Origin of the sequence: Paenibacillus endophyticus, from assembly GCF_014192395.1 — a bacterium.
GTDB classification, from domain to species: domain Bacteria; phylum Bacillota; class Bacilli; order Paenibacillales; family Paenibacillaceae; genus Pristimantibacillus; species Pristimantibacillus endophyticus.
On the sequence record NZ_JACHXW010000010.1, the window covers coordinates 54,170 to 80,551 of the forward strand.

General features: G+C 48.9%; 22 protein-coding genes and 1 pseudogene. 2 read left to right on the forward strand and 21 right to left on the reverse strand.

The annotated features are described in order from the left end of the window. Positions 1-76: 76 nt before the first annotated feature. From FHS16_RS17145 to FHS16_RS17155, 3 genes are read right to left on the reverse strand one after another with little or no spacing between them, the layout of a single operon-like run. Positions 77-799 (reverse strand): amino acid ABC transporter ATP-binding protein, encoded by a 723-nt coding sequence (locus FHS16_RS17145; RefSeq protein ID WP_183565020.1) that lies wholly within the window; start codon positions 797-799, stop codon positions 77-79. Then, positions 799-1,449 (reverse strand): amino acid ABC transporter permease, encoded by a 651-nt coding sequence (locus FHS16_RS17150; protein ID WP_183565023.1) that lies wholly within the window; start codon positions 1,447-1,449, stop codon positions 799-801. The genes FHS16_RS17145 and FHS16_RS17150 overlap by 1 nt, the downstream gene beginning before the upstream one ends. 22 nt (positions 1,450-1,471) lie before the next feature. Then, positions 1,472-2,296, reverse strand: a complete 825-nt coding sequence (locus FHS16_RS17155) for a transporter substrate-binding domain-containing protein (RefSeq protein ID WP_183565026.1) — start codon at positions 2,294-2,296, stop codon at positions 1,472-1,474. A gap of 336 nt (positions 2,297-2,632) precedes the next feature. Between FHS16_RS17155 and FHS16_RS17160 the strand changes: the two genes are divergently transcribed. Next, the gene (locus tag FHS16_RS17160; protein ID WP_183565029.1) at positions 2,633-3,277 is read left to right on the forward strand and encodes a GntR family transcriptional regulator; all 645 of its coding nucleotides are present in this window, start codon (positions 2,633-2,635) and stop codon (positions 3,275-3,277) included. A gap of 153 nt (positions 3,278-3,430) precedes the next feature. On the opposite strand, the gene FHS16_RS17165 is transcribed toward FHS16_RS17160, so the two are convergent. The 6 genes and pseudogenes from FHS16_RS17165 to FHS16_RS17190 all read right to left on the reverse strand — a co-directional run bounded on the left by FHS16_RS17165 (position 3,431) and on the right by FHS16_RS17190 (position 10,295). After that, the gene (locus tag FHS16_RS17165; RefSeq protein ID WP_183565032.1) at positions 3,431-5,797 is read right to left on the reverse strand and encodes an EAL domain-containing protein; all 2,367 of its coding nucleotides are present in this window, start codon (positions 5,795-5,797) and stop codon (positions 3,431-3,433) included. Positions 5,798-5,846: 49 nt separating this feature from the next. Further along, complete coding sequence (locus FHS16_RS17170; protein ID WP_183565035.1) at positions 5,847-6,935, reverse strand: GGDEF domain-containing protein; 1,089 nt, start codon at positions 6,933-6,935, stop codon at positions 5,847-5,849. Then, positions 6,932-8,050, reverse strand: a complete 1,119-nt coding sequence (locus tag FHS16_RS17175; protein ID WP_183565037.1) for a GGDEF domain-containing protein — start codon at positions 8,048-8,050, stop codon at positions 6,932-6,934. Before FHS16_RS17175 ends, FHS16_RS17170 begins: the two co-directional genes overlap by 4 nt. Before the next feature lie 296 nt (positions 8,051-8,346). Then, positions 8,347-9,306: an acetylxylan esterase gene (locus tag FHS16_RS17180; protein ID WP_183565040.1), complete on the reverse strand. Its 960-nt coding sequence runs from the start codon at positions 9,304-9,306 to the stop codon at positions 8,347-8,349. Positions 9,307-9,665: 359 nt separating this feature from the next. After that, a pseudogene (locus FHS16_RS32670) lies at positions 9,666-9,755 on the reverse strand (DUF3934 family protein); the annotation flags it as partial. 345 nt (positions 9,756-10,100) lie between these two features. Continuing rightward, positions 10,101-10,295: a YodN-related protein gene (locus FHS16_RS17190; protein ID WP_183565047.1), complete on the reverse strand. Its 195-nt coding sequence runs from the start codon at positions 10,293-10,295 to the stop codon at positions 10,101-10,103. A gap of 392 nt (positions 10,296-10,687) precedes the next feature. On the opposite strand from FHS16_RS17190, the gene FHS16_RS17195 reads away from it, so the two are divergent. Next, positions 10,688-11,314, forward strand: a complete 627-nt coding sequence (locus FHS16_RS17195; protein ID WP_183565050.1) for an SGNH/GDSL hydrolase family protein — start codon at positions 10,688-10,690, stop codon at positions 11,312-11,314. Between the two features lie 138 nt (positions 11,315-11,452). On the opposite strand, the gene FHS16_RS17200 is transcribed toward FHS16_RS17195, so the two are convergent. The 12 genes from FHS16_RS17200 to FHS16_RS17255 all read right to left on the reverse strand — a co-directional run bounded on the left by FHS16_RS17200 (position 11,453) and on the right by FHS16_RS17255 (position 26,303). Next, complete coding sequence (locus FHS16_RS17200) at positions 11,453-12,442, reverse strand: Gfo/Idh/MocA family protein (protein WP_183565053.1); 990 nt, start codon at positions 12,440-12,442, stop codon at positions 11,453-11,455. Between the two features lie 137 nt (positions 12,443-12,579). Then, positions 12,580-13,218: a ThuA domain-containing protein gene (locus FHS16_RS17205; RefSeq protein WP_183565056.1), complete on the reverse strand. Its 639-nt coding sequence runs from the start codon at positions 13,216-13,218 to the stop codon at positions 12,580-12,582. Between the two features lie 94 nt (positions 13,219-13,312). Continuing rightward, positions 13,313-14,404, reverse strand: coding sequence for a low temperature requirement protein A (locus tag FHS16_RS17210; RefSeq protein ID WP_183565059.1), 1,092 nt, complete (start codon positions 14,402-14,404; stop codon positions 13,313-13,315). 227 nt (positions 14,405-14,631) lie between these two features. After that, on the reverse strand, positions 14,632-15,393 hold the full coding sequence (locus tag FHS16_RS17215; protein WP_183565063.1) for a sugar phosphate isomerase/epimerase family protein: 762 nt from the start codon (positions 15,391-15,393) through the stop codon (positions 14,632-14,634). Positions 15,394-15,653: 260 nt separating this feature from the next. Next, a complete protein-coding gene (locus FHS16_RS17220; RefSeq protein ID WP_183565066.1) occupies positions 15,654-17,258 on the reverse strand; it encodes a DUF3502 domain-containing protein in 1,605 nt (534 codons plus the stop codon). 76 nt (positions 17,259-17,334) lie between these two features. Beyond that, positions 17,335-18,246: a carbohydrate ABC transporter permease gene (locus FHS16_RS17225; protein ID WP_183565069.1), complete on the reverse strand. Its 912-nt coding sequence runs from the start codon at positions 18,244-18,246 to the stop codon at positions 17,335-17,337. 12 nt (positions 18,247-18,258) lie between these two features. Then, positions 18,259-19,179 (reverse strand): ABC transporter permease, encoded by a 921-nt coding sequence (locus tag FHS16_RS17230; protein WP_183565370.1) that lies wholly within the window; start codon positions 19,177-19,179, stop codon positions 18,259-18,261. A gap of 73 nt (positions 19,180-19,252) precedes the next feature. Then, positions 19,253-22,057, reverse strand: a complete 2,805-nt coding sequence (locus FHS16_RS17235) for a beta-galactosidase (RefSeq protein ID WP_183565072.1) — start codon at positions 22,055-22,057, stop codon at positions 19,253-19,255. 268 nt (positions 22,058-22,325) lie between these two features. Next, positions 22,326-23,429, reverse strand: a complete 1,104-nt coding sequence (locus tag FHS16_RS17240) for a LacI family DNA-binding transcriptional regulator (RefSeq protein WP_183565373.1) — start codon at positions 23,427-23,429, stop codon at positions 22,326-22,328. Between the two features lie 146 nt (positions 23,430-23,575). Further along, positions 23,576-24,448, reverse strand: coding sequence for a family 43 glycosylhydrolase (locus FHS16_RS17245; RefSeq protein WP_183565075.1), 873 nt, complete (start codon positions 24,446-24,448; stop codon positions 23,576-23,578). 36 nt (positions 24,449-24,484) lie between these two features. Beyond that, positions 24,485-25,363 carry a carbohydrate ABC transporter permease gene (locus tag FHS16_RS17250; RefSeq protein ID WP_183565078.1) on the reverse strand — a complete coding sequence of 293 codons (879 nt, stop codon included), beginning with the start codon at positions 25,361-25,363 and terminating at the stop codon, positions 24,485-24,487. Between the two features lie 49 nt (positions 25,364-25,412). Beyond that, positions 25,413-26,303 (reverse strand): ABC transporter permease, encoded by an 891-nt coding sequence (locus FHS16_RS17255; RefSeq protein WP_246431804.1) that lies wholly within the window; start codon positions 26,301-26,303, stop codon positions 25,413-25,415. Between the last annotated feature and the right edge of the window lie 79 nt (positions 26,304-26,382).

Genomic DNA, 26,382 nt, shown 5'->3' on the forward strand with positions numbered 1-26,382 from the left:
TACAATATTCAAATTCTGGTGTAAAAAAACCTGGATTGGTTCTTACCCACCAGGAATGTTATTTCCATATCTATGCCTACAATACTTTGGCCAAAAAGTCCTTCGTACGCGGATGCTGCGGATTCTGAAAGACATGCAGCGGTATTCCTTCTTCGACTATGCAGCCCCCGTCCATAAACAGCAGCCGATCGCCAACCTCACGTGCAAAGCCCATTTCATGCGTAACAATGACCATGGTCATTCCGTTTTGTGCAAGCCTCTTCATAACTTCAAGCACTTCCCCAACCATCTCTGGGTCCAGCGCCGATGTCGGTTCATCAAAAAGCATCACGCTTGGTTCCATCGCAAGCGCCCTTGCAATGGCTACCCTCTGCTTCTGCCCGCCGGACAGCCGATCCGGGTACGAATCATGTTTATCCTCCAGCCCGACAACACGCAGGAGCTCCATCGCTCTAGCATTTGCCTTTTCGTTGGACAGCTTCTTCAGCTTGCGCGGAGCAAGCGTCAGATTCTCTAGTACGCTCATATGCGGAAATAGATTGAAATGCTGGAACACCATGCCCATTTCTTGGCGAATTTGATTAAGCTCGGATTGCTTATTTGTGATCAAGCTATTATTAAGCCGAATTTCACCGGAAGTCGGCTGCTCCAAGCGATTCAAGCAGCGAAGGAACGTGCTCTTGCCCGAGCCGCTGGGGCCAATGACGACGACAACCTCACCTTTGCGGATCTCCGTATCTATTCCCTTTAATATTTCAAGTTTACCGTAGGATTTACGCAGCCCGTTAACGACAATCATTAGCTTCTCAACTTCCTCTCCAATACGGCAAGCAGCCTGGATAACGTAAACGTCATTGCAAAATATAAGGCGCAGGCGACCAACAGCGGTTCCATCGGCGAGAAGGTGATGCTCTGAACCGTGCGGGCGTTATACATCAACTCCGCTATTCCGATAACCGAAATAAGCGAGGAATCCTTAATAATAATTATGAATTCATTCCCAATGGCAGGGAGCATGTTACGAAATGCCTGTGGCAAAACAATATATCGCAGCGTCATTCCCCGGCTGAGGCCCAAGGAGCGAGCGGCCTCTGTCTGCCCCTTGTCAATGGCTTCAATCCCTGCACGAAACACTTCTGCCATGTAGGCCGAGCTGTTGATGGTCAAAGCGACAACGCCCGAAATAAAGGGCGGCAGATTAATGCCGAACCCCGTCAAGCCATAATGGATAATAAAAATTTGTACGAGCATCGGAGTCCCGCGTATGACCTCAATATAAGCTGAAGCGAGGAACTTGACCGGCCACCACCGAGAGATTCGCATCAAGGCAAACAATACGCCAAGCAACGTGCCTAGCGCCACGCCGAAGAATGATAACTCCAGCGTGACCCAAGCTCCCCTCAAAAATGTAGGCCAATATTCTGCCACAAAGCTAAAGTCTAAATCCATATCCAACTACTCCGTCCGTTCTTTATTCTCCAACCAGTTCATTAGCTTCAACGACAAACTGGTCAATGGCGCCGCTTGACTTCAAACGGGCGATAGTCCCATCGATTTTGTTAAGCAGCTCTTGCTCACCCTTTTTAACCGCAATCGATACGCCAGCCTCTTCTTCAGGCTGCTCGATTTTCACTTCAGAAACCACGATGTCTGTTTGGGCAACCGCGTATTGGTCCGCAACCGGCTTCTCCAGGATGATTGCATCTACCCGGCCGCTCTTAAGCTCCATCACCAGCTCCGGAATTTTGCCGAGAGCCGTTAGCTTGGCATCTGCGATTTCCTGCGCGATTCCCTCTTGAATGGAGCCTTTTTGAATCCCGATTTTTTTGCCCTTCAAATCATCCAGCGTTTTAAACTGCTCTGCAGCATCTTTGCTCACCAGCACGCCTTGATCCGTTAAATAGTAGATTTCAGAAAAATCGACGTTTTTCTTGCGCTCTTCGGTTGGCGTCAAACCGGAAATAACCATATCAACCTTGCCTGTATCCAACGCTAGCAACAATCCGTCAAAATCCATATCCTGAATTTCCAGTTCTGCATTCATATCCTTCGCGATTTCTTTTGCAATTTCAATATCAAAGCCAATTATCGTATCCTTGCCGTCTATCGTTTTGTGGAATTCAAACGGGGCATAATCTGCGCTTGTGCCTAGAATTAGAGTCGTTTTCTCCACGGCCGGCGATTCGCTTGCAGCATTATTGGCCGTTGCCGAAGGTGAGTTTGCGTCTTTGCTTTGACCACATGCCGTCAAGACAACCATAACCGTAATCAATAGCAGCGATAACTTTTTCTTCATTTCCATCTCTCCCATTTCTTTATCTCGTTTAGTTTAAAATCCCCCGAACAGGCTCGGAGTTAAATCTGTATACAATATACATAAGTGATGTCAGTAATTATAACATCGGCTATAGCTATGTACAATGTTTTTTTATGTATATGCTGTTCATTGCGATTAAAGGTCAGATTTCCTAACATGTATAGTAGCGTACATTTGCTTGTATAACGTTATGATCAGGTGTTAAAATAGTAAAAACAACGGATGCCGGACTTTACATAACTATTTAATTGCGACATCACCATATAAATAATCACAATCACCTTTACCCGTTAAAGGTAGAAAAGAGGTCTCCGCATGCAAGCGCCAAAATATCAGTCCTTAAAGGACCATGTTTACGAATATATTGCACAAAAAATACAAGATGGCACGCTGCTCCCCAATCAAAAAGTAAATGAAGCGGAGATTTGCAAAAAGCTGGATATTAGCCGCACGCCAACGCGCGAGGCTTTGTTCCAGCTATCCTCGGACAATCTTCTGGACTATTTGCCAAGACGGGGTTTTACCGTCAAAGCCTTTGATCCCAAGAAAAAACTAGATTTCTCTCGTATTATCGGCGTATTGGATGCGCTTGCAGCTACACTGTGCATCGAGCAGCTGAGTGATTCAGATATGAAAGCGATGGAGGGTATCGTCGATAAGATCGACCTGGATATCAGCCATCAGCATTTCTTAGATTATTATATGGACCAATACAACTTCCATGACATTTACATAAAGAAATGCGATAATCCCGTGCTAATCGAAACGCTAAACTCTTTGAAAAACAGCTTCATTCGCCAATCTTACGCAAGTGAAGACAAACAGAAGCTTGCTGACGTTCTCAAGGAAGTCAACGCGGAGCATCGCAAAATTTTAGAGTTGTTCCGGTCAAAGGACAAAGAGGCCTTGGAATGCACGCTGAAGCATCACTGGCGTATCATAGATACGGAAATGCTGTAATATTCGGCTGTCCCAAAGGCCGTTCTCTAAACTTGTGACTTCCACTTTAGATTAAAAGAACCTTCAACTCCGCTTAATCGCGAGTTGAAGGTTCTTTTATGCCATGCCTATTATGAAAAATTATTTCGCAGCAGCGCCGCTCTTTATGAAACGCTACTTCGCCGCAATCAACTTGTTGAATTCGGCTAAAGGAAGCGGCTTGTGATAGAAGAAACCTTGCGCCTTATCGCAGCCCAGCTGTCTTAGGCGATCCCGCTGTTCCTTTGTTTCGACCCCCTCGGCGACGACCTGCTTATGAAGATCATGTCCCATGGACACGATCGTCTTCACGATTGACAATCCTCCCTGATAGGCATCCATATCCGTAATAAAAGATCGATCGATCTTAATAATAGCGATTGGCAGTTGCCTAATTACACTTAGTGAAGAATAACCTGTTCCGAAATCGTCTATGGCAATATGAATGCCTAAAGCAACGAGCTCATCCAGCATTTTTCTCGCTACGTTCAGGTTGTTGACGACCATGCTCTCCGTTATTTCCAAACATAAGCGATCGGGCACCAGCCTGCTCGAGCGCAAGATATCCTGTACCTTGTTGACGAAGTCGGGCTGCATGAATTGCCTGGAGGAGACATTGACCGACAGCATGAAATCATCCCAGCCCTGCTCTTGCCATAGCCTTCCTTGCTGGCATGCCTCCGCGATGACCCATTGGCCGATCTCGTTAATTAATCCGGTCTGTTCCGCAAGCGTAATGAATTCTCCGGGATGCACGATGCCAAGCTCTGCAGAATGCCAGCGAATAAGCGCCTCCGCCCCAATCAGCTTACCCGTCTCCAGATCAACCTGAGGCTGGTAGTACAATACGAACTCCTTGCGCTTAAGCGCCTTGCGCAGATGCTTCTCCAGCCTGACATCCCGCTGTACGAGCGCGATCATTTCGTTCGTGTACAAGCGATACTGATTGCCTCCGCTATGCTTCGCGTTATACATCGCAATGTCCGCTCGTTTAATGAGGCCGTCAGAGCTGTCATCGTCAAACGGATGGACGCTGATTCCAATGCTCCCGCCCAAATAAAAATCTTGGCCTTGAAGCGAAATCGGCAGCTGGAACACTTGATGGATATTCTCGGCGAGCGACACGATTTCGTCGTATTCGTGCGCTCCCCGGATTAATATAATAAACTCATCGCCGCCGAGACGAGCGAGCAGATGCCGTTTATCGACGCTGTTGTACAGCCGCTTTGCCACTTCATTCAATGCTTCATCCCCGTATTGGTGGCCCAGTGTATCGTTAATGAGCTTAAAGCGGTCCAAATCAACGAGCATGACGCCCAGCAAAGCCTTGGAGGTTTTCACCGCTTCCAAAGAAGCCTCAAGCTCTCTATTGAAGTGATAGCGGTTCGGGAGCTTGGTCAGCATGTCGTGATGCGCCATGAAATGGACGAGGGATGCCTCTTCCTTCTGCTGCGTAATATCCCGAATGACGGCAAGCACGAATAGCCTTTCTCCTTCAGCCATCAACTCGGTATCCATCAGAATGACCCGTTTCTTCCCTGCCCGGTCTAAGATGGCAATCTCACGGTTGCGCCACGCCCCTTTGAGTAGTGATGCCTGATATTCCTCCGCTATGCTTGCCCTCTCGCTCCCTTCAATAAACGCAGCCAAAGAGAGATTCTGTACTTCATTTTCTTTCTTATAGCCAAGCACCGACAGTGCGCCGGGGTTCGCTTCCTTAATGATCATATGCTTGTCGAGCATCATAATCGCGGTAGGTGAAAATTGATAGAGCAGCTCATACTTCTTTTTGGCAGACGGCAATATATCATATTTCATATAAATTCGCAGCGATATGCACCAGATGATCGTAACTAAAAACACAACCGAATCGGGAATGTAGAAATAAGGAGCAAGCGAGACGACCGTTACCGAAACCAGAACGGCAGCCAATAGATAATACAAATTCGCTTTAAAAAGCACTAGCCATCGCTGGCGCTCGACGATGCTTGCCGCTCGGGTCCTTGCAGCCAGGCAAATGACAAGATTTAAAATGGAGATTAAAACGATCAATCCGAATATGATATACATGGCTGGAGCAAACAAAGCCTGCTTCCACAGCTCCTCGGATTTCACGCCTAGAAAGAAAAATCCCGTTCCTTTAGCAACTATAAGAACGACATATAATACAAGCGGCACAGCAGAAATCATGATACATTTCGTATGCGATAATCGGTGGTAGACTTTCGCGGCAGCTAGATGAAACAGCAGACCACATCCAGCAGCAGCAATGGAAACCGGATAGATGAGATATGCCGCAAGATTCAGCGTATACGCCTCAGGAAGCAGCTGCTGCACATATTGAAAAAAAATCATAACCGCAAGCGAAGCCGTAGTAAGCGAAGCAAGCCGATTCTCCATATGATTAGCATTCCGTCTAATGATTACGAGTGAAGTATCCATTAAATAGATGACAGGCACGATAAATAACAGCAAAAGCAGTATAGGTTGATAGTCGCTCATATCATGTTGCCACCTCGCTTTGTATGTATAGCACTTAACAGATGCAGCATCACCACATAATCCTATTCTTGCCGCTGCTTTTTGCCGAATATAGCGCTTTGTCTGCCTGTTGGAACAGCACATCGCGCGTCTCCCCCGCTTGCAGCTGATGGAAGCCGATACTAATCGTTACATGGTGCTCATCCATTTCTTCGAATCGCAGACGCTCTGTTTCTATTCGAATTCTCTCCAGCCATTCAGCAACCGCTTTTCCACTCATTCTTTTAAAAATAATGGTAAACTCCTCGCCGCCATAGCGTGACGGAATGATGCCATCCTGTGAGCAATCGCGGAGCAGCTTCCCTACTTTGCGCAACACGGTATCTCCAACCGCATGACCGAATGTATCATTGACTAGCTTGAAGTTATCAATATCGACAATAGCAAGATGAATCGGCCTATTCTCTCCTTCTTCAATCGCTGCTCGCATTCGTTCTTGAAACGTTTTATGATTCTCCAGCCCGGTCAAAGCATCCAAGCTTGACGCCTCGTGGGCAGCCTGCTGCTGCAGCCGATGCTTTTTCTCGCTCCGCAATGCGGCCTTCTCTTCCCTCATCATTTGCAGCCCGCGATTGACAATGCCAAGCGCGGCAAGCGTAACGATAATAAGAAAAGAGAAGCCCACTGCCTTCTGCGAAAGAGAGAACTCATAGCGGTAAACAGGAACGACTGTCATAACGATTAGATAGGTAATCATCGTAATCCAGCATGCGAATAAAACCTTTCCATAATTAAAGTGCAGAATTGAAACCAATATGGGCAGGACCATTACGATTTGGACGCCCGTCACATGAGGCGAGGACAAGGCAAGCGTAATGGCGGCAAAGCAGGAGCCCAAAAAAATAATAATATAATCCTGCAGACTGCTTTTTAGACGGTAAATCACTTCTGCTACAATCAACGTTCCAAATACTAAGCTGTTTCTGATCAATACCTGCTTCTCCAAAAAAGCTGGCAATCTCTCCGGATTATCGTTAGCCACAAGCACCCAAGTCATCATTACAGCTGCTATGGAGAGGAGGCTCATCGCCCAATAGGAGAGCCGCATTCTATTATTCCAATTCGATAAATGCTTAGGAGCAGTGAACCATTTTCTCATCCGCTCGATCCCCCCCTTTGAAGCGGCGAGACGACACGATTCTTCCCAGCGCGTTTCGCATCGTATAAATAACCGTCCGCCAGCTTGAACAAGGCACTTTTCCCAAGCTCCTCGCTATACTCGGCTAACCCGATGCTGATTGTCACGCGCTGGCCCGCAAGCTGGGGAAATTCGGTTGAGGCGAGTCGCTCCCGAATCCGCTCAAGCAAACGACAGCTTTCCTCCATCGTCTTGCCAGTCAGGAGCAGAACAAATTCCTCCCCTCCGTACCTTGCAGCTATGTCCTCGCTTGAGATCGACGACTTCAGCATCAAGGCGGTTTCTTGAAGAATCGTGTCTCCGACATGATGACCAAATCTATCGTTAATGCTTTTGAAATTGTCGATATCCAGCGCAGCAAGCTGGAGCGGCATATCATACGCAGCATGCTGCTCGGTGAGCGCAGTTAAATATTCTTGATAGGTGATATGGTTATACAGGCTCGTAAGATGATCATACTTGGACGCGCTCTGTGTGGAGACCGAGTCAATGAAGGCTTCTATCTCCGAGCTTACCGCCCTCTCGAGCGATTGCCGAAGCTCTGTCCCTCTTTTCAAGATGCCAACGCCAATTATGGCTGTCCCGATAATCATGCCAAGCAGTGCAATCAAATCATAATGATTAATCTGTGCCCGTATGGAATCGCTGACCATCAAAAATAAAAAGAGACTGCCTAGCGTGAGCAGTACCGAGAACCACAGCCGCCGCCTGCTAAGATAGAACAATGAAACGATAATAGGGACATCCAGGCTCACATAAAGACCGTCGATATTTTTGCCAAACCCGAGCATGATGACCATGGCAAACACATAGCCGATTATAATAAGAACATAATCAAAATATGATTTCAAATAGCGAATGAATGCTTCTGCTATCAACAAAGCGCTAATTAAAGACGCTGCCGTCATGAAATATTGGGGAGGAAAGATATAGCTCCTGGACCATTCTTTTAATCCCCCTGAAATAAGATGAATGCTTTCGGCTAGTATCAGAACGAGAGCAGAAAGAACCCAGTAGAAGGATAGCACCCATCGATTCCATGACCGATTATTTTTGTAACGGGTAAGCGCCAGCATTAGTCACCACTTTGCGAGTATATTTGACAGGTTATAACTTTTCACAATATTATCCATGCATTATGACCATTATAGTGCTTAACTATCGGCAGGACAATCAATTATGAGAGATTTCATAGTGTTTCAGACCCAAAAAAAATCAGGTTCAGAACAAAACCAGAGACCTTTTGCCTACACGATTCTGCAAAAGAACTCAAACTCTCTGAGAATGAAACAAAAAGGCGATCATGCAGCCTTTGCTCTGCACGATCGCCCTTCTATAAACCGCTCTGCTTTATCGAGTCTTCCTATTATGCCTAATCTTGTAGAAAAAATTGCATCGTCATATCTGAGAAGCCAGGCAGGTCTTCATGCCCGAAGTCTGGATAGATTTCGAGGTTTTTTTGCGCCGTTATTTTGTTATATACAGCAAACTGCGTTGACGGCGGGCAGATCGTATCCATTAAGCCTACGGCGAACAATACTTCGCCGCGGATACGCGAGGCTAGAAATTGGATGTCGATGTAGCCAAGCTTCGTGAAAATTTCTTCCTCCCGTTTATGCTGAGGGTCAAAGTGGCGGAAGAAGGTGCGCAGCTCCGCATAAGCATCCTTAGCCAGATCCATTTGCCATACCCGTTTATAATCGCTTAAAAATGGGAAAACAGGTGCAAGCTTCTTGATTCTCGGCTCAAGCGCCGCGCAGGCGATCGTTAATGCGCCGCCTTGAGAACCTCCCATTGCATATACCCGCTCCGGATCAACCTCAGGGCTATTTATTGCAATCCCTGCAAGCTGCGCAGTATCCAGGAAGATATGGCGGAACAGCAGCTCGTCTGGATGATCGTTCAAGCCTCGAATAATATGCCCGTTGAGCGTAGTTCCCTTAACGCCCCCGGTGTCCTCCGAGTACCCGCCTTGCCCGCGGCAATCGAGAGAGAAAAAGGAGTAGCCGAGCGCCGCATAACCGAGCTTATCATGCCAAGAGCCTGAATGGCCGCTATAGCCGTGGAATTGCACAATTGCGGGATGCGGCTCCGACACGTTTTTGGGCTTTATGTATTTGGCATGGATACGCGCGCCGCGTACGCCTGTGAAATACAAATCAAAGCATTCCGCGTATGGAACCTGGAAGCTGCTTGGAACAAGCTCGATTTGCGGATCAACCGCCTTCATCTCCGCAATGGCCCTATCCCAGTACGCATCAAAATCATCAGGACGCGGACTCACGCCCTCATAGCTTTTTAATTGATCCAACGACATGTCGACTGACGGCATTTCAACTACCTCCTATATTGTTGAGCTGTTTATAATAGCTGCTTTCCGTTTGAAAGCGTTACCCCCATTCTAATTGAAATCAAAAAAAATGGAAGTGTCTACCTTGCGTTTCTACAAAAAAACAATAAAAAGACCGCAGGCTTCACCTTCCGGCAAACCGCGGCCTATCCCTTGCAACCGATTCTAAACGCGAATTATTTCGATGTATTCTTGCTTTTAACCGAAGTTCCGCCTTTAAAGGCTGTACTGCCTTTGGTCATGTTAGCGCTCTTAGCATTCGGCGTCCCGGCAGCGTCTGGCTTGCCATTCTCGCCCTCGGCGCTCTTCCCGTTTTTGTTTCTGCCAAACACTTTTTTCGCTAATTTCTTCTTTTCCCCTGCTTGCCAGCGGTTCCAGCCCTTTTTATCCGTTCCTCTGCCTGTCCCGCCTTTACCCTTTGCTCCGCTCATATCATCACTCCATCATGTCTTCTATGCCGAGTTAAACTTCTTAAAATGCAGCTAAAGCATCTTTCCGAATCTTGCTCCTCGTTATCATTACTAACCAGTATACCATTAATTGAGCGCTTAGATTCTTATGCGAGTCCATAAACATGAATTTCGTACAACAAGCGTAAACGGCTGAAGCCGTCCTCTGGCGGTTAAGCTTACGTTTCGCGTAGAAATATAGAGAAAGTTGGCGAAATGATATACTTTCCTTATTTTAAAAAAATCCTAAAGCCTACATATGCTAGTCTTCATTAGCATGCATAAGCTTTAGGATTTTCGTGGTTGGTTTGCTCCATTGCGTCATTCTCAATAAGCATGAACCGTATTGCTCATTATTTTACATACGATGTCTTGATGACGCTCCGCGCGAACGATAATGGCTTTTAAGCTCGCCAATGTCTCCTGCGCGTGCTCTAGGTAGCACTCATCGCCAAAAAACATGTACAGTCTCATATAATCATTGTATTCATCCAGCCATTCATTGAAGTAAGAAGAGGTCATTCCCATCACTCCCTTAATTCGATTATAGAACACGAACATTAAACTTTCATGAGTAAATCATGAAGAAAAGTTAAGATAATCTAGCAAATCGTATACTTATATTATATTTCTTAATTTTCAGAATATTCCACTAATAGTTTGCATGTCCTTAAAACCCTTTGTTTCCCCTCCTTCTATTAAATAGGAAATAACGACAAATATAAATAGAAACTTCCGTAGTAATTGTTTCCTATTTTACGAGAATCGATACTCGCGAATGGTATTGACCTTCGATGTCAACCGTATGTATGATAAAGCAGCAGATACAATGATGGCGCTTGCAGAAATGGTACCCCTTGGCTATCTATGACACCCTATCATGACCATCATTACAAACTATTGGAGGGTTTAGAATGACAGTAATTGAACAGAACGCAGTCGTATTATTTCAAGGAGACAGCATTACCGATGCCGGACGAAACCGCAGCGACAGCGCTAACCTCGGATCTGGCTATGCTAATCTTGTCACCGCATTGTTCAAAAGCAAATATCCTGAGAAACAGGCTGCATTTCTGAACAGGGGCGTATCCGGAGACCGCGTCGTAGATTTGGAACGCAGATGGGAAGAGGACTGTCTATCGCTGACTCCGACCTGGTTGTCCGTGTACGTAGGGATCAATGATACTTGGCGCCGTTATGACAGCAACAACCCGCTTAGCACGGAAGAATATTACGTGACTTACCGCCGTCTGCTTCATACAGCGAAGGAGCAATTAAATGCTAATCTCATCCTAATTGAACCTTTCGTGCTGCCTGTCAATGACAGCCAGAAGCAATGGCGTGAGGATTTGGATCCGAAGATTCAAGCGGTTCGCGAGCTTGCTGGAGAATTCAAGACGCTGTACGTTCCTCTCGACGGATTATTCGCTCAGGCCGCAACCCAGACAGGCCCAGCCTATTGGGCGCCGGACGGCGTTCATCCGTCACCGGCTGGTGCCGCGCTCATCGCGCATGCATGGCTGCAAGCTGTCAAAGCGTAACGCTAGCCCGCCATTCTCTATACAAATACAAAAGGAGCGCCCCCAAGATGATCGCTAGGGGGCCGCTCCTTTTATTTTCGCCTGAAGAATATCGCTTTAAAGGTCTCGCACTTGGCCATTAAAGCTGCCTAGCAGCGCTTATTCATCAGCCGGGTAACGAAGTCCCCATTGCTTTCTGATCTCATCGAGTGTAGCCATGATTGTCAATGTCTCGTCTAACGGGATAATCGAGCTCTCGAGCCTGCCTTCGCGGAGCGCATTCATTGCCTCCTCCGCTTCGAATGCGTAACCTTCTGCCTGACGGTTGTCGACAAACGATTCAGCGTCAGCACCCTTCGCATGAAGGCTTGCCGACTTCCCGAATAGGAAGTTCGGCACATGGATGTGTCCCTTCGTACCGTAAATGTAAGCGTCACTGACCATGCCTAGCTGAACAGCCCCATTCAGCGCAGCGGTGCGACCGCCCTCATATTCGAACAGCAGCGAGAACTGCTCGTCCACTCCCGTTGCGCCTATGCGGGCACTGCTCATGATTTTGGCTGGCGCTTCGCCATAAATTAATGATGCGAAGGATACCGGGTAAATACCGGCATCAAGAAGCGCGCCGCCGCCCAGCGCAGGATCAAGCAAACGACTTTCGGGCGCCCAGCCGATATCAAAGCCGAAATCCGCTTTCACTAAACGAACCTCGCCGATTTTATCCGCAGCGATCCATTCCATCACTTTACGGATCGGTGGAAGAAACCGCGTCCACATGGCTTCCATGAGGAACACTTTTTTATCTCGGGCTAGTTCGATGATTTCCTTTGCTTCAGCGGCGTTCATCGTAAACGGCTTCTCGCAAACAACGGCTTTACCTGCGCGAAGCAGCTCAAGCACGTTTTCTTTATGTATCGGATGAAGCGTTCCTACATATACAATATCAACCTCAGCGTCTTGGGCCAGCTCTTCTACGCTCCCATATGCACGCGAAATATTGAATTGCTTGGCGAATTTCTCCGACTTCTCCAAGTTTCTTCCGCCAACGGCAACTAGCTCCGCACCGGCTGCGAATGCCAAATCGGCTGCAAACTTAGATGAAATCCAGCCTGGACCGAGAATTCCCCATTTAATCGTTTGTAGAGACATTAATCCATTCACTCCTCTGAATAAAATAATGAAATGTATTGCTATTCCTAATTATACAGGTCATCACTACGAGAAAGCGAATTCATTTGCGAGCAAGACCTGGTATTCGATTCATTCGTTTCAGTAATTTCTCCTGCCTAGCTGCGAGCGGCGCTTACCCAATTAATCGCATTTTTAATGGTTGCTTGATAGTCCGTATGCTGCAAGACATGAAGGAAATGCCCTGGCGTCAGCACGCATACCCGGCCTTTTCCTTGCTCCCTTACCCAACCGGCCGGCTGCGTGCCATGCACCGACTCTGATTGCATGAATACTTGAATACGCTCGTCGATCACTTCCATAAAATAATGCTCATCATGTATCGTATAAGTTCCTTGCGCGATTGCAATTCCCAACTCTTCATTGAGACTAGAAATCGTCACCGGGCATGCCTCCGGATGATGCTCGAACACACCGCCAACAAGCTCGTAGAATAGCGGCTCGGCACGGTAGCCAACCGCTCCCGCATGAAGCACGAGCAGCCCTTTGCCTTCCTCCACGTAGCTTTGGAACTGCTGCTGAATATCTGGAGTCAGCCATGGCGTTTCGTCGACAGCCGAAACTTGGTTTGACTTGGCAAGCACAACGGCATCATGCTCATTCATCCACTCTCTCGACCACTCCGATGCATGCTGAATGTAATGAAAGGTATACCCCTGCTCGCTAAGGAGCTCCAAGCCTTCCGTGACAAGCTTGCCCGGATGCCAATAATCGTCGCAAATCACACCAATTTTCATTCATGTATCCCTCGCTTCAAATTGTGGTAAGTCTATCAAAGGTATAAACGTTTTCACATCGTATCGCTTCCGATAATATTATTCATTCAGCCTCTCACCGATGGGTCACTTTGGCAAATACGAGAAAGAATAACATGATTTCTGCCAAAATAACGGGTGGAGCAACGGTTATGCTCATATTTAAAGCAAACAAGACGCCTAGCAGCACAGTCAACCCGATAATGATGCTTAGCTTCGGTTTTAAATGCTTGTAACGGTACGCGTAAAGGACAAACATGACCGACCACAGGTACAACAGCACCGATGCGAATATAAATCCGACCATGAACCGGTAATCCAGCTGGTTAAGATATAAGAGCTGGATGGAAGCGGCAATCATGCTTAGCGACAAATAAATGAACAAATGTCCGTACATGATCGTCTGGCCTGCCGTTCGCTTCGCTTTGTCCACATTTTTCTCCACGTTTTCGAAATACTGCCACCATATGCCTATGACCAGAACAAAAGCCATTGCAGCAAATAGAATAGAAGAGCCTGTAAGCTTATCAGACTGCAGTACGGCAAGCATGCTTATGACCGATTCTCCAAGCAGGATCAATGTAAAGAGCGCGAATCTCTCTAATAGGTGCGCGGTGTGCACCGGCGTTTTCACCAAATGCTTGCGGCCAATAAGAGGAACGAGAATATCAACGGCAATGCCGACATATAGAATGGCGTATCTAATCCATGAATCAAAAAAGAGTGAAAAAGCAGAGATGATAATGCCGAGCCAGAAATATTTGCCGAAGAACCTAGCCGTTTCCTGCCTGTTGGACACTTCCACCTTTTGTGTAATCATATATTGGATCGCGGTCAATGCCCTGGAGCCTATATATCCTATAAAAAACGGAATGTAATTGGAATCAAAATCCACATTCAGGCTGGCCGTCATAATTAAAACAAAAAACAGCTGTAGAATCATAAAAATGCGGTGTGAAGCAAGGTCACGCCCAAACCGATTGTTATAGACCGTCTGCCCTACCCAAGCCCACCAGATCGGTATGAAAATAAGAATGAATTTAGAGAGATGCTCCAGTGAAATGGTGCCATGTTCAACATGGAGCAGCACATGCGTTGCTTTGGATATGGCAGCGACAAACAATAAGTCATAAAACAGCTCCAGCCACGTAACCTTCTTTTCTTCCATTCCTCGTCGGCCTCCTCATTGATTGCGCCAGCTTAAGGAATCTCTTATAATCTTTTCCGCTGCGCACGAATATCTTTAATTGAGTTATCTTAAATTAAAGATATATGATTTCAGCTTCCTTGTCAATCTTCTTTTTTGTTAAAGAGCATTCGCACGAAAAATCAGATGCAGTGCTGCATCTGATTTCTTTGTATGCTGAGCCCTTTCCCTGCTTGCCTTCGTTTGGTTTACAAAAACGGCTGCAAATTGCGGAAGCTGATCGCCAAGCTTTCGAATGGATCGCGTCTGCAAACATCCTGCTCCACTACATACCATTCCACGCCGATTTCTCTGCATGCCTCTATAATCGCTTTGAAATTCAGGTTGCCCTCTCCGATTTCCGCGAATACTTGCTGATAATCTACGATTTCCAAATCCTTAAGATGAACGACGCCCATGCGTCCCTTTACCTGATGAATGGCATCAACCGGATTCACCCCGCCGACATGCACCCAATACGTATCCAGCTCAAAGCCTACGGCTGTTGAATCCGTCTCCTGCTGCAAAATGTCCATGCCTGTTCTGCCTTCGAATTTCTGATATTCGAATTGATGGTTATGATAAATAAATTGCAGGCCATGCTCTTGCAGCTTACGGCCGATTTCTGTAGCCGTCTTGGCGAAGCTGGAATATCCTTCTGCGCTCGTCCGGTTCTCATCAGGCAAGCTGCCGAGCCCTACGTACTTGCAGTTCCACAGCTTGTGCTTCTGAACGGTATTGTCGAAATCATGAAGCAAGGAATCAAGTCCGACATGCGTCGCGCAAATGCGAAGGCCCGCAGCGTCAGCAAGCTCTTTTACCTTCTCTGGCGCAATGGGGCCAATCCCCGATACTTGAACCGCTTGATAACCGATATCTGCTACTTTTTTGAGAGACTGCTCCAAATCTGCTTCCGTCTTGCAATAGTCACGCAACGTATACAGCTGTACTGCGATATTCGATAGGTTCATGCCATCGCCGCCTTCTTCGTCTAATAGAAAACTTTTATGATTCATATGCTCATTGTAGCATTAGAGTTGAAAGCGCTACTTTACTGAAATTAGCCAACAAGGGGGTGCCACTTGATTATAATTGACCAATATAGAGACGCTAGCAAGCCGTGCAAAAAAAAGCGCAAGAGGTATCATGCACAGCTGTGCATGAAGTGCCTCTTACGCTTTGTACGCAGCTGTGCAGGAAGCATCCTCTTACGCGATGCGGTATTGCCGAATTATCCTTCGATTAGCTTCTTATAAGCATCCATTTGGCGCTGCAGCTCGGCAAGCACCTTGTCGTAGCCGGCTGTTTTCAGCTTGCTGCGGAATTGCTCGACCGCTTGCGCCGGATCGCCTGCTTTTCCATACGTAATCGCTGGGCCCATCTCGCCCGATACCTGCGTAATCGCTGTCAGCTCAGCCTCAACCGGCGTTTTGTCGAATACGAACTGGCCATACGGGTAAGGCTTCTTGATTTTATCGTATTCGGCGTACATCGTTTCTTCAAGCTGATCCCATGTCGTTACGCTCGGAATTTCGAATTTGTCGACACGGCCGCCCCAGAAGTCTGCATAGAACGAATCCTTTGCCTCGTCGTAGCCTTCTGGCTGAACGCGCTTGCCGTCCTTCACTTCATATTGAACGCCTTCCAACCCATAGTTGATCAGGTGGTAGATTTCCTCATCGTTACGGATCAAGTCATAGGCCATAAGCGCACGCTCAGGGTTTTTGCTGTGCGCACCGACCGAAGTTCCGCCGTGAGTGATGGAAAGCTCCGTCAGATTGTTTCCTCCTGTGCGGGCAAACGGGAACATTTGCAGCTCGGATCCTGGCTGATCCTTATCCATCTGTACGCGCAAGCCGCCAAACGTTTGGGTATGATGTTGGTCGAGACCAGACAAGCCGGCACGCAGCGCGGATCGATTATCGTTTTTGTTATTCAATACATCCTCGCGCCAGTAGCCCTTATCCGCCCACTCCTTCATTAATGTCGCGAAGTTCAGGAACGTGTCCTCGAATACGGGGCTTACGACCGTGAACTTCTCGTCGAAAGACTTGGTCGTGAACACCGGCAAGTATCCGGTTGAAATCGGAAGCTCCAGCTGGTCCGTATAGGATGCTGCATAGCCGCCAAAAGTAGAAGTAGCCGCAACAGCATCCCATGGCACAACGCCTTCTTTGTTATCCTTAACGAATTGAAGATATTGGCCAATGCCTTGCCAATCTTTGATTGGACCAGCAATGCCCGCTTCCTTCGCCCAATCTCCGCGGTAGAAGAATCCATGGTTAACCCACTGTGTATATTCATTCTCCGGTATCAATACGATATTGCCATTGTATTTGCTCTCTGCCCAGTCCTCCTCCGGAACCGAGTTCCATGTCTGCGGCGCATACTCCGGCAGCAGGTCATCCAAATTCATGAATGCGCCGCGCTGCGCATTGCCCCATGTATCGAGCCAGTCGGTACCGATCGTTATCAGATCGATCGCTTCGCCGGACGCGAGCAGCAGATTGTATTTCGTCTGCCAATCCGCCCACTCGACCCATTTCCACTCGAGCTCGGTATTGATCTTTTCCTTCATTTTTTTGTTCACTTCAGCCAGTACCTTCTCGAACTGTCCGTTCTTCGGCTTGTCGCCGAGAACAACGTAGCTCACTTTGACGAACTTCGAAGTGTCTGCTCCTTTGGCGCCATCCGTTGTATTCGTGCTGCCCTTGTTGCCTGTTCCCTCGTTTTTGCCATTATCTTTGTTCTCTCCATTACTGCCTGAGCATGCTGCAAGAGTGAAGATCATCATCATCGCAATCAACAGAGCGGAAACCTTCTTTACGCTGGACATCGCACTTCTCCCCTTTACGTTCATAAGTCGGGCATCGCCCGTTATGTGAAGTGGCCGGATTGCGGCCCTCGGCACATCAGCCTTTTACAGCGCCAACCGTAATACCCTTGATGAAATACCGCTGCACGAACGGGTAGAACAGAATAACGGGTCCCGTTGCCACGACCGCAGTCGCCATCTTCATGGATTCGAGCGGCATATCGCGAAGCTGCACATTGGACGCGGCGGACGAATTGCGGATGAAATCGGCGCTTGTCACGACGTTGTACAAGAAAAGCTGGAGCGGACGGTACTTCATGTCCGGCGAGAGGAACAGCATGGAATTGTACCATTCGTTCCAATAGCCCAATGCGATGAACAAGCCGATTGTCGCCAAGGCCGGTGTTGTCATGGGCAGGATCAGCCTTAGGAATATCGTAAAGTCGCCTGCTCCGTCGATTTTGGCGGACTCCGTAATCGCATGCGGGATGGAGCGGACGAAGCTTTTCATCATAATAATGAGAAACGGGCTAAGCAGGCCTGGAAGCAGCACGGCCAAGTAATTATCCTTCAGCGTCAAATATTGCGTCATCAGCAGGTAGAAGGGTACGAGTCCTCCCGAGAACAGCGTCGTAAAGTAAATGAAAAACGAAATGCCGTTCCGGTAGCCAAAGTCCGGACGCTGCAGCGCGTAGCCCGTCATCGCAACGAGGAAGAGCCCCAGCGCCGTTCCGGCAATCGTAATTGCCATCGTAACCAAGTAGGACCCAATAATCAGATCGGGATTCTCGAACACGATTTTGTAAGCAAAGGTGCTGAAGTCCCGCGGCCAGAAGTTAAAGCCGTATTTCTTGATCGCCCCTTCCGCCGTCAGCGACGTGCCGAGAACGAGCAGGAACGGAAGCAGGCAGCATAGCGCAAAAAACGAAATGAACAGATAGCCGAATAGTTTGACGATTATTCCGCTCATATCCGTTCGGATACTCCGTGAATCTTCCCTGTTTTCCATAGCTGTCACCTCCTAGAATAACGAGTTTTCGGGCGAAGCCTTGCGGACGAGCCAGTTGGCGGTCAAGACGACGACAAAACCGAATACGGATTGGTAAAGGCTGACGGCGCTGCCGATCGAAAAGTTGAAGTTGGTCATGAGCGACCGGAACACGTACGTTTCGATAATATCGGTCGTGGGATACAAGGCGGTATTGTTCGCCCCGACAAGGTTGAAAAACAATCCAAAGTTCCCTTTAAGAATGCCCCCGAGCGAGAACAGCATCAGAATGATGAAGGTCGGCTTCAGCCATGGGAGCACGATATAGATAATGCGCTGGAATGCGTTGGCGCCGTCAATTTCCGAAGCCTCGATGATTTCATTGTCCAGGCCCATGATCGCGGCGAAATAAATGATGGATCCGTAGCCCGTGGATTGCCAAAGGAAGGTCAGCACGATGATAAATGGCCATATTTTCGGATCGGAGTACGTCTTGACCGGCTCCATGCCGAGCGATTCCAGCAGCGTATTCAATATGCCGTAATCATAGCTAAGAATGTTGTAGGCAATAAGGCCAATTAGTACGGCCGATATGAAATGCGGGAGAAACATGAGCGTCTGCGTCACTTTTTTGAACCATTTGCGGCGAATCTCATTCAGGAGAATAGCGACGAAAATTTGCAGCACATTCCCAAGCACGATAAACACCAAATTGTAGGCAACGGTATTGAACGATAGCCGCCACAGATCGCCGTTTATGACCAGGAAACGAAAATTATCGAACGCCACGAACGGACTTTTGAATATGCCGTCGGAGTAATTGTAGTTAATGAACGCTAAATACAAGCCGGGCATCGGCAGATAGGCGAAAATAACGAAAAAGGCAATGGCCGGCAAGCACATGAGCAGCAGCGTTTTGTTGTTCCAAAACCGCTTCAGCTTGCCGCCTTTCATTCGCTGCAGCTTTCTCTCCGGCTCTCTACCTACTATGGTCGTTTGCATCCTGTTTCCCCCTCGCAGTCATGGACTAGACGGATATGAACGTAATGGCGTCCAGCCTTCCTTGTCGCTCGCGATCTACCGCCTCTAACAGAATCGTGAGTTCACCCTTGCCTGCCTCGTACCAAGCGCCCGGCAAATAAAAGGAATCCGGTCTGCCGCCCGTTAACACGGGTCTGCTTTCACCGCCCGGCAGCCAGAGGCGGCCTACGATCCGGTCTCCAAGAAATACGGTAAGCTTAAGCCCCGTGCCGGTTACCTTAGCCCGCCAGCCCGCTTGCGCCTCCGAATTAACCGTCGAAGCACGCAGCCAAGCGGTCTCGCCTGGCTCTAACGCAATCGGCAATTGTACCGCGCTGCCCTCTTCTCGCTTGCTCTCGGCATGCGCCAGAAGCTCCGCTTCCTCCGCTCCCTGTAAGGTCCAGTCTACAGCCTCTATTCCTTCATACACGTACACCTGTCCGGATGGAAGACCAAGCACCCGCTCGACAAATACGGTAAGAACCACGTCTTCGCCTGCCGTCACATGCTCCGATATGTCCACAAAGGGATCGAATGGATGTATGGCGCCTACGTCCTTTCCGTCTACAAACAGACGAGCCAGCGATTGCAAGCCTTTAAAGTGCAGCGTCCATGAATCAGCGCTCTTAGCTGCACGGAACGTTTTACGGTAATATTCAAATGCGGGATGATCGGGCGACATCCAGCCGCCAAAGCTGATCATCGGCCACATGCTGTCATCCTGTCCCTCAATCAGTTCCTTGCGCAAGCTTCGATCCGCTGCGCGATATACGCGCCAGTTCCCGCTAAGGTCACGCACCTCCGTAATCGCCGCTATCCCCCTTAAGCCTTTCATTGCATGAAGCCGAAGACCCGGAAGCCGGACATCGTCAAAGTTGGAGTGCCCCCAAATTTCCACCCTTGCATGCAGTTTTCCCTCCTGCAGGGTATGGACCAGCGGCAGATAGGCGCTGCCTCCGCCAGAAACCGCCGTTCCGGCATATTGCCCATCCGCATATAGCGATATGACATCACTGCCCTGCTTGATTAGGTAACCTTGTACGAGCTCTCCCTTCGTCAATGCAACGGAAGCTTCGTAGCCTGCAAAGCCGCGGCATATGCCTGCCTCTTCCAGATAGTCGGCGCTGTCTAAAGTCAATCTGCTATCCTCTGCCTGTAAGGCAAGCAGCGAGGAAGCTTGAAATCCGCTTAACGACCACTCGCTCGCCGCCTCCTCCAGCTGATCCGAATAAACGAGCGATTGACCTTCTATTACGCTGCCTTCCTCGGTTACCCCCTCCATATAAAGCGCTTTCATTCTATTGGTAATCAATAGCTTAAAGGCGGCTCCATCCGCAGCAACGACCGAACAGCAGCTAGCATCCAGCCCGTCAAAGCGAATGGTGAGCTTCCCGTCCGACCAAGCCGACGCCGCATGGACCGCATTCACGCTTTTTGGCTCATTCATCCGAATAACGATTTCACCACTGCCGTCCGTATGGAAAGCGAGGCTTGCTCCTGACGCCGATTGTTCTGCGTAATACAGCTCAGCGGTCGAGCTTTGCAGTACGCCTTCAATGCCCCATAAGCTAAGCGGAACTTCAAAGGGAAGCGCCAGCGACCTGCCTGCCTGGAGTGTAAAGCTGCTTTGCTCATCAGCTGCTTTCGCACCGTCCGCAGCCGAAAGCCTTATTCGTTTGTCCCGCTCATCCAAGTTTGTGACGAACAGGAGGCTTCCCCCGCCGCTTAGCTGAAGCGTGAAAGGACCCGCGATGCCCTGACGGTCTCCGGATATCGCCCACGTTGATGATCCTTCTCCTTCTGGCAACGCCTGTGCAAGCGACGCGCCATAAGCCGCAATCATTCGACCCAGCAATCGCCCCTCATAAGCTTCCTCCCGAATATGCCCTTCCGGCGAGATCATCCCTCCAAAATCATAATCCGATGTCATAAACGCCAGCGGTTTGCCCCAATTGTTCGTCGCGTTCGTAAAGCCGAAGTCCGTACCCGATACCTGCAAATAAGGGCCGAGCAGCTTCGCTCCGCAGGACAGCAATCTTCTCAGCAGATAATGCGCGCGGTTCGTTTCCGTCACAAGAAGCGGATACCCGAGCTTCGCCATTGCCTGGCCATAGTGCAGCACCTTCTGCTCAAATTCCGCATCCCGGTTGTCCGGGTAGAAGTTGCAGCTTGGCACGACGTTGCTCGCTAGCCCCGATGCCTGCAGCAAGCCGCCTTGTCCGGCGCAAGCGAACAGCGGAACCGTAATGCCATGGCTGAGCGCCATATCGCGCAAAGCGCTAATGTACCCTTGGGGATCATGGCAGTCATAGAAATCAAGCTCGTTATCAAGCTGCACGCCGATTACCGTTCCGCCCTCGCCTGCTTGCTGCTGCTTAATGATCGGCAGGACTTGATCGAACCACTTGGACACATAGCCGAGGAAACCAGCGTCATTGTCACGAAGCTTCACCCCTTTGGTCAGCAGGTAAGCCGGCAATGCGCCTCCATCCCACTCGGAGCAAATGTAGGGTCCGGGTCTAGCCACTACATACAAGCCCGCATCCGCAGCCTCCGTTAGAAACGCGGCTATATCGCGCTCGCCGCTGAAATCCCATTCCCCTTCTGCCCTTTCGTGATAATTCCAAGGAAAGTATACGTCAATGCTGTTATAGCCGAAGGCTTTGAGCTGCTCCATTCGCTCCCGCCACAGCGCTCGCGGTATGCGGAAATAAAACAATGAGGCACATAGCAATACTTGCGGCGTTTCCCCGATTCTTACAGCATCCGCATCGAATCGTACAGCTGCTTTCGCTTCCGTTTTCGTAATCATGTGGCACCCTCCCAAAAATTCAGCTTAAAATGCGAAATATACGAAATATGTAACCCGTTTCATGAAACCCGTTACATTTTTAGAAAAAATAAATACACGCCATGACCGGTAAAAACAGAATCTGATTCTGTACGGTGCTCTGATGTGTATCGGGTTTGTTTACGGCTTTGTAGGAAGAAGCCAAGCTGCGATGTAACGGGTTACATTCTTACTGGCGACACCATATAATCTGTTGACAATTTGATTTTATTCACAAATGTAAGCGTTGTCAATCATTATTTTTAAGCATGATTTCAATCGTCGATTCGCTTGCCGTTTCCGTACGTGCGGGCGGCCTTGCCGTCGATTCCCTTACGATCAGCTCCGGCCTTATCTTCGTGTTTTTGCTTACTTTGCTTTTGGTAATCATTTGATGGAGCAGCTCAGCGGCATGCCGTCCCACATCATAGCATCTCAAGGAAACGGTCGTTAACTCCGGGATGCTGTTGGATGCATAAGGGATATCGTCAAAGCCGATGAGCGAAAGCTCCTCGGGAACGCGAATGCCCGCTTTATGGGCAGCCTTCATGACTCCGATCGCCACAAGGTCGTTTGCGCAAAAGATAGCCGTCGGCCTCTCTGGCAGTGCAAGCATCCGGTTCATGAACGCCTTCCCGCTCTCAACTGAGAAGCCTCCGTCCATAATCCATTCCTTGCGCGCCTGCAAGCCGCTTCGCTCCATCGTTCTGACGAAGCCCTTAATTCGCTGAACGGTGTTGGACATATGCTTGTACCCGCCGACGAATGCGATTCGTTCATGCCCCAGCTCAATGAGATGCTGCGTCGCAAGCTCCGCTCCCTCGAGCTCATCCGCATAGACGCGAGTCATGCCTTCGCCGGGCAGATTGCCGTTAATAAGGAGCAGCGGCACCCTTTTGCTGGCTTCAACGACCTCGCCGATCAGCTCCTTGCTCGGCTTTGCGAGATTGATTCTTCCTCCAATCATCACAATGCCGTCAACCTGCTTCTCCATCAGAATGCTCAAATATTGCGATTCCCGCACGTATTGTTCTGCTGAATCGCCATTTGTCGACACCGTGTCGCATAAAAAAAACGTATACCCCTTGCTTCGCGCTTCTTGGTCCAGACCGGCTAGCACCTCAGGGAAAAAGGGGTTGGTGATGTCCGGCAAAATGACGCCAATCATGCCCGTTTCCTTCTTATACAAGCTTCTCGCAAGCGCATTCGGCTGGAATTGATGCTTCGCGATCAACTCCATTATCCGCTCCCTCGTTGACTTTTTGACTGGCGCCGTGTTGTTGATCACACGTGATACAGTGGCTACTGAAACGTTGGCTTCCCTAGCGATATCATAGACAGTAACCGGCTTGATAGCAGCTCCTCCTTCGTTCATGGTCCATTCTTCAGTAGGATAACAGACTTTCAGCCAAATAGGAACGAGCATCTTCCAATTTCTGTAGAAAAAAAAGCCGAACAGGCTTAGGCATATTTGCCTAATGCCTGTCCGGCTTCCTTTGCTTATTCATCCACATCGACGTAAGGCTTGCCATCCTTGAACCGAACCAGTCCGATACAGGTTTCGCGCAGCACGCTTGCCTCCGGCTCCGCTAGCCGATGATAAACCAAGTACCATTCATTCCCGTATTCGGTGAGCGAGGCATGGCCCGTTCCAACCGCGCTGGCCGATTCCAGCGTCATGCGGTTATCCTCGGGCACCTCATACGGGCCAAGAATATGCTCGCTGAACGCATATGCGATCTGGTACCTTGGATCACGCGTATCATAATTGCTCCACGTCAGCCAGTATTTTCCGTCTCGCTTCTGCATATGCGGCCCTTCGTTGTACACGGATATATCGCCTGCTGCCCCGTCGGTGCCTTTGGCCGCATGAATCTGCAAGGACAACTCGACCGGAGCTGTTTTGAAGGTGACCATATCCTCTTCCAGCGGCACGATCCAGCATTTTCCTTGTCCCCATAGCAGATAAGGCTGGCCGTCATCATCCACGAACAAGTCTGCGTCAATCGACTGGCAGGCATATTCATCGCGCGTGATTAGCGGACGGTCCAGCATATCCTTGAAGGGACCCAGCGGCGAGTCGGATACGGCCGCGCCAATCTGTGCCTCGGCAGAGAAATACATATAATATTTGTCTTTGTACTTCGCGATGCCCGGCGCCCATGCTTGCTTGTCAGCCCAACTGACATCATCCAGATCGAGCGCCAAATACGGCCCGTCCCAGTTCACCAAATCCTTGCTGTGAAACACATGGAATTTCTCGTACATCCAGCCGGCGCTGTCCTTGGTTGGATATAAGTAATAATCGTCTCCGTCCCTCAGGATGAACGGATCTGCCCAGAAGCCCGGCAGAATCGGGTTGGCAATAGTCATGCTCATGCTCCTTTTGAATGCGTATTCCGTCGCTTGTTATTCTTTCACCGAGCCTAATGTGATGCCATGTACAAAGTAACGCTGCAGAAACGGATAAATGATTAAGATGGGCAGCATCGTGACGACGATCTTGGCTGCGTTGAATGTCCGTTGAGAAAAGTTTATTAAATCCTCCGGCCTTGTCGAGGATGAAATGGACGGAGCTACGACGAGCTGCTGAATATACGTTTGCAGCGGAATATTATGCTGCTTGTTCATCAGGATGAGGCCATCGAAGAACGCGTTCCAGTGGCCGACAATGCTGAATAGCGTCACCGTTGCAATCGCCGGCATCGCGAGCGGCACCGCAATGGCGATCAGTGTCCGCCACGGGCCAGCTCCGTCCATTTTGGCCGATTCATTAATTTCCTTGGGCATGCCGCGGAAAAAGTTCATCAACAGAATAACGTTGAAGATGGGAACGGCAGTCGGCAGCACGAGCGCCCAGATCGTATCGGTCAGATGAAGGCTCTTCACGACCATGTACCACGGAATCAATCCGCCGGTGAACATCATCGTGAATACAATGACCCACATATACACGTCCCTGCTCCGGAATTCAAGCCGTTCTCTGGCAAGCGGATAGGCCATTAGAATCGTCAGCACGAAGTTAATGGCTCCGCCGAGCAGCACCCGCTTAACCGATACGCCGAAAGCGTCGAAAAACCGGCTGTCCTTAAACATGTATTCATAGGAATACAAGGTGAAATCGACTGGAAATAAGGTAACTGCGCCGGATGCCGCAGCCGACTTACCGCTGAACGAAAGCGAAACAACGTACACGAGCGGCAGCAAGCAAAGCAGCGTAATGAGCAGCATGACGAGCGTCAATATAATATCAGTAGTCCGGATTCCGCGGAGACCTGTTAGCGGCATGGGACACTTCCCTTCTGATTGCAATCATGCAAATTCTTGTTGCGGCTGTTTAGAAAATCCGATAGCCCGCATATTTGGAGGCCAGTCGATAGGAAACGAATATGAGTATAAATCCGACAACCGATTTCAACGCGCCAACGGCTGTAGCCAGCCCATATTGGTACTGAACGAGGCCAATCCGGTATACATAGGTGTCGATGATGTCTCCCGACTCGTATACGAGCGGGTTGTACAAGTTGTAAATCTGATCGAAGCCCGCATTCAGGATGCTGCCGATATTCAGCGTAGAAACCAAGATAATCGTCGGCAGTATGCCGGGCAGCGTGACGCTCCATATTTTGCGAATGCGCCCTGCTCCGTCTATCGATGCCGCCTCGTAGAGCGAAGGATTGATGGCGGTCAGCGCCGCTAGGAAAATAATCGTATTGAAGCCAAACTCTTTCCATACGTCGCTTAGAACGACAACGACCGGAAACCAATCATTGCTTCCAAGGAAAAATATCGGCTCTCCCGCAATAGCCGTAACAACCTGATTGACGATGCCGTTCTGTGACAGCATGTCGCTCAGAATGCCGGCTAGAATGACCCAAGATAGGAAATGGGGCAAATAAATAATCGTTTGCATCCATTTCTTGATCCGGCTAAACACGATTTCATGCAAGAGCAAGGCCGTGCTTACCGGAACGATCACATTCATAACCATTTTCATAAGGGAAATAAATATCGTATTAAAAAAGATGATCTTGCTGTCGTCCAGTTGGAACATGTAGCTGAAATTTTCGAAGCCCACCCATTTGGAGCCCCAAATCCCTTTGACCGGAATAAAATCCTGGAAAGCGATCGCCATTCCGAATAGCGGGACTATTCCGAAAATAATAAGGAGGATCATGCCCGGCGCCAGCATTAGATGATAATGAATCGTATTTTTGGAATCTCGCAAAGCTCCCACTCCATCCTTAAACAAACTTTCAAGCTTGAGGGACGGGATAACCGGGATACCTCGGCAGCCCGTCCCTGTA

Bases quoted from the DNA above. Each gene is read 5' to 3' on its own strand.
- FHS16_RS17160 (WP_183565029.1), top strand. From the start codon at position 2,633: ATGCAAGCGCCAAAATATCAGTCCTTAAAGGACCATGTTTACGAATAT.
- FHS16_RS17205 (WP_183565056.1), bottom strand. From the start codon at position 13,218: ATGAAAATTGGTGTGATTTGCGACGATTATTGGCATCCGGGCAAGCTT.
- FHS16_RS17210 (WP_183565059.1), bottom strand. From the start codon at position 14,404: ATGGAAGAAAAGAAGGTTACGTGGCTGGAGCTGTTTTATGACTTATTG.
- FHS16_RS17195 (WP_183565050.1), top strand. From the start codon at position 10,688: ATGACAGTAATTGAACAGAACGCAGTCGTATTATTTCAAGGAGACAGC.
- FHS16_RS17170 (WP_183565035.1), bottom strand. From the start codon at position 6,935: ATGAGAAAATGGTTCACTGCTCCTAAGCATTTATCGAATTGGAATAAT.
- FHS16_RS17220 (WP_183565066.1), bottom strand. From the start codon at position 17,258: ATGTCCAGCGTAAAGAAGGTTTCCGCTCTGTTGATTGCGATGATGATG.
- FHS16_RS17165 (WP_183565032.1), bottom strand. From the start codon at position 5,797: ATGAGCGACTATCAACCTATACTGCTTTTGCTGTTATTTATCGTGCCT.
- FHS16_RS17230 (WP_183565370.1), bottom strand. From the start codon at position 19,179: ATGAAAGGCGGCAAGCTGAAGCGGTTTTGGAACAACAAAACGCTGCTG.
- FHS16_RS17250 (WP_183565078.1), bottom strand. From the start codon at position 25,363: ATGCCGCTAACAGGTCTCCGCGGAATCCGGACTACTGATATTATATTG.
- FHS16_RS17175 (WP_183565037.1), bottom strand. From the start codon at position 8,050: ATGCTGGCGCTTACCCGTTACAAAAATAATCGGTCATGGAATCGATGG.
- FHS16_RS17150 (WP_183565023.1), bottom strand. From the start codon at position 1,449: ATGGATTTAGACTTTAGCTTTGTGGCAGAATATTGGCCTACATTTTTG.
- FHS16_RS17245 (WP_183565075.1), bottom strand. From the start codon at position 24,448: ATGACTATTGCCAACCCGATTCTGCCGGGCTTCTGGGCAGATCCGTTC.
- FHS16_RS17190 (WP_183565047.1), bottom strand. From the start codon at position 10,295: ATGACCTCTTCTTACTTCAATGAATGGCTGGATGAATACAATGATTAT.
- FHS16_RS17155 (WP_183565026.1), bottom strand. From the start codon at position 2,296: ATGAAGAAAAAGTTATCGCTGCTATTGATTACGGTTATGGTTGTCTTG.
- FHS16_RS17145 (WP_183565020.1), bottom strand. From the start codon at position 799: ATGATTGTCGTTAACGGGCTGCGTAAATCCTACGGTAAACTTGAAATA.
- FHS16_RS17180 (WP_183565040.1), bottom strand. From the start codon at position 9,306: ATGCCGTCAGTCGACATGTCGTTGGATCAATTAAAAAGCTATGAGGGC.
- FHS16_RS17225 (WP_183565069.1), bottom strand. From the start codon at position 18,246: ATGGAAAACAGGGAAGATTCACGGAGTATCCGAACGGATATGAGCGGA.
- FHS16_RS17200 (WP_183565053.1), bottom strand. From the start codon at position 12,442: ATGTCTCTACAAACGATTAAATGGGGAATTCTCGGTCCAGGCTGGATT.
- FHS16_RS17215 (WP_183565063.1), bottom strand. From the start codon at position 15,393: ATGAACCTATCGAATATCGCAGTACAGCTGTATACGTTGCGTGACTAT.
- FHS16_RS17235 (WP_183565072.1), bottom strand. From the start codon at position 22,057: ATGATTACGAAAACGGAAGCGAAAGCAGCTGTACGATTCGATGCGGAT.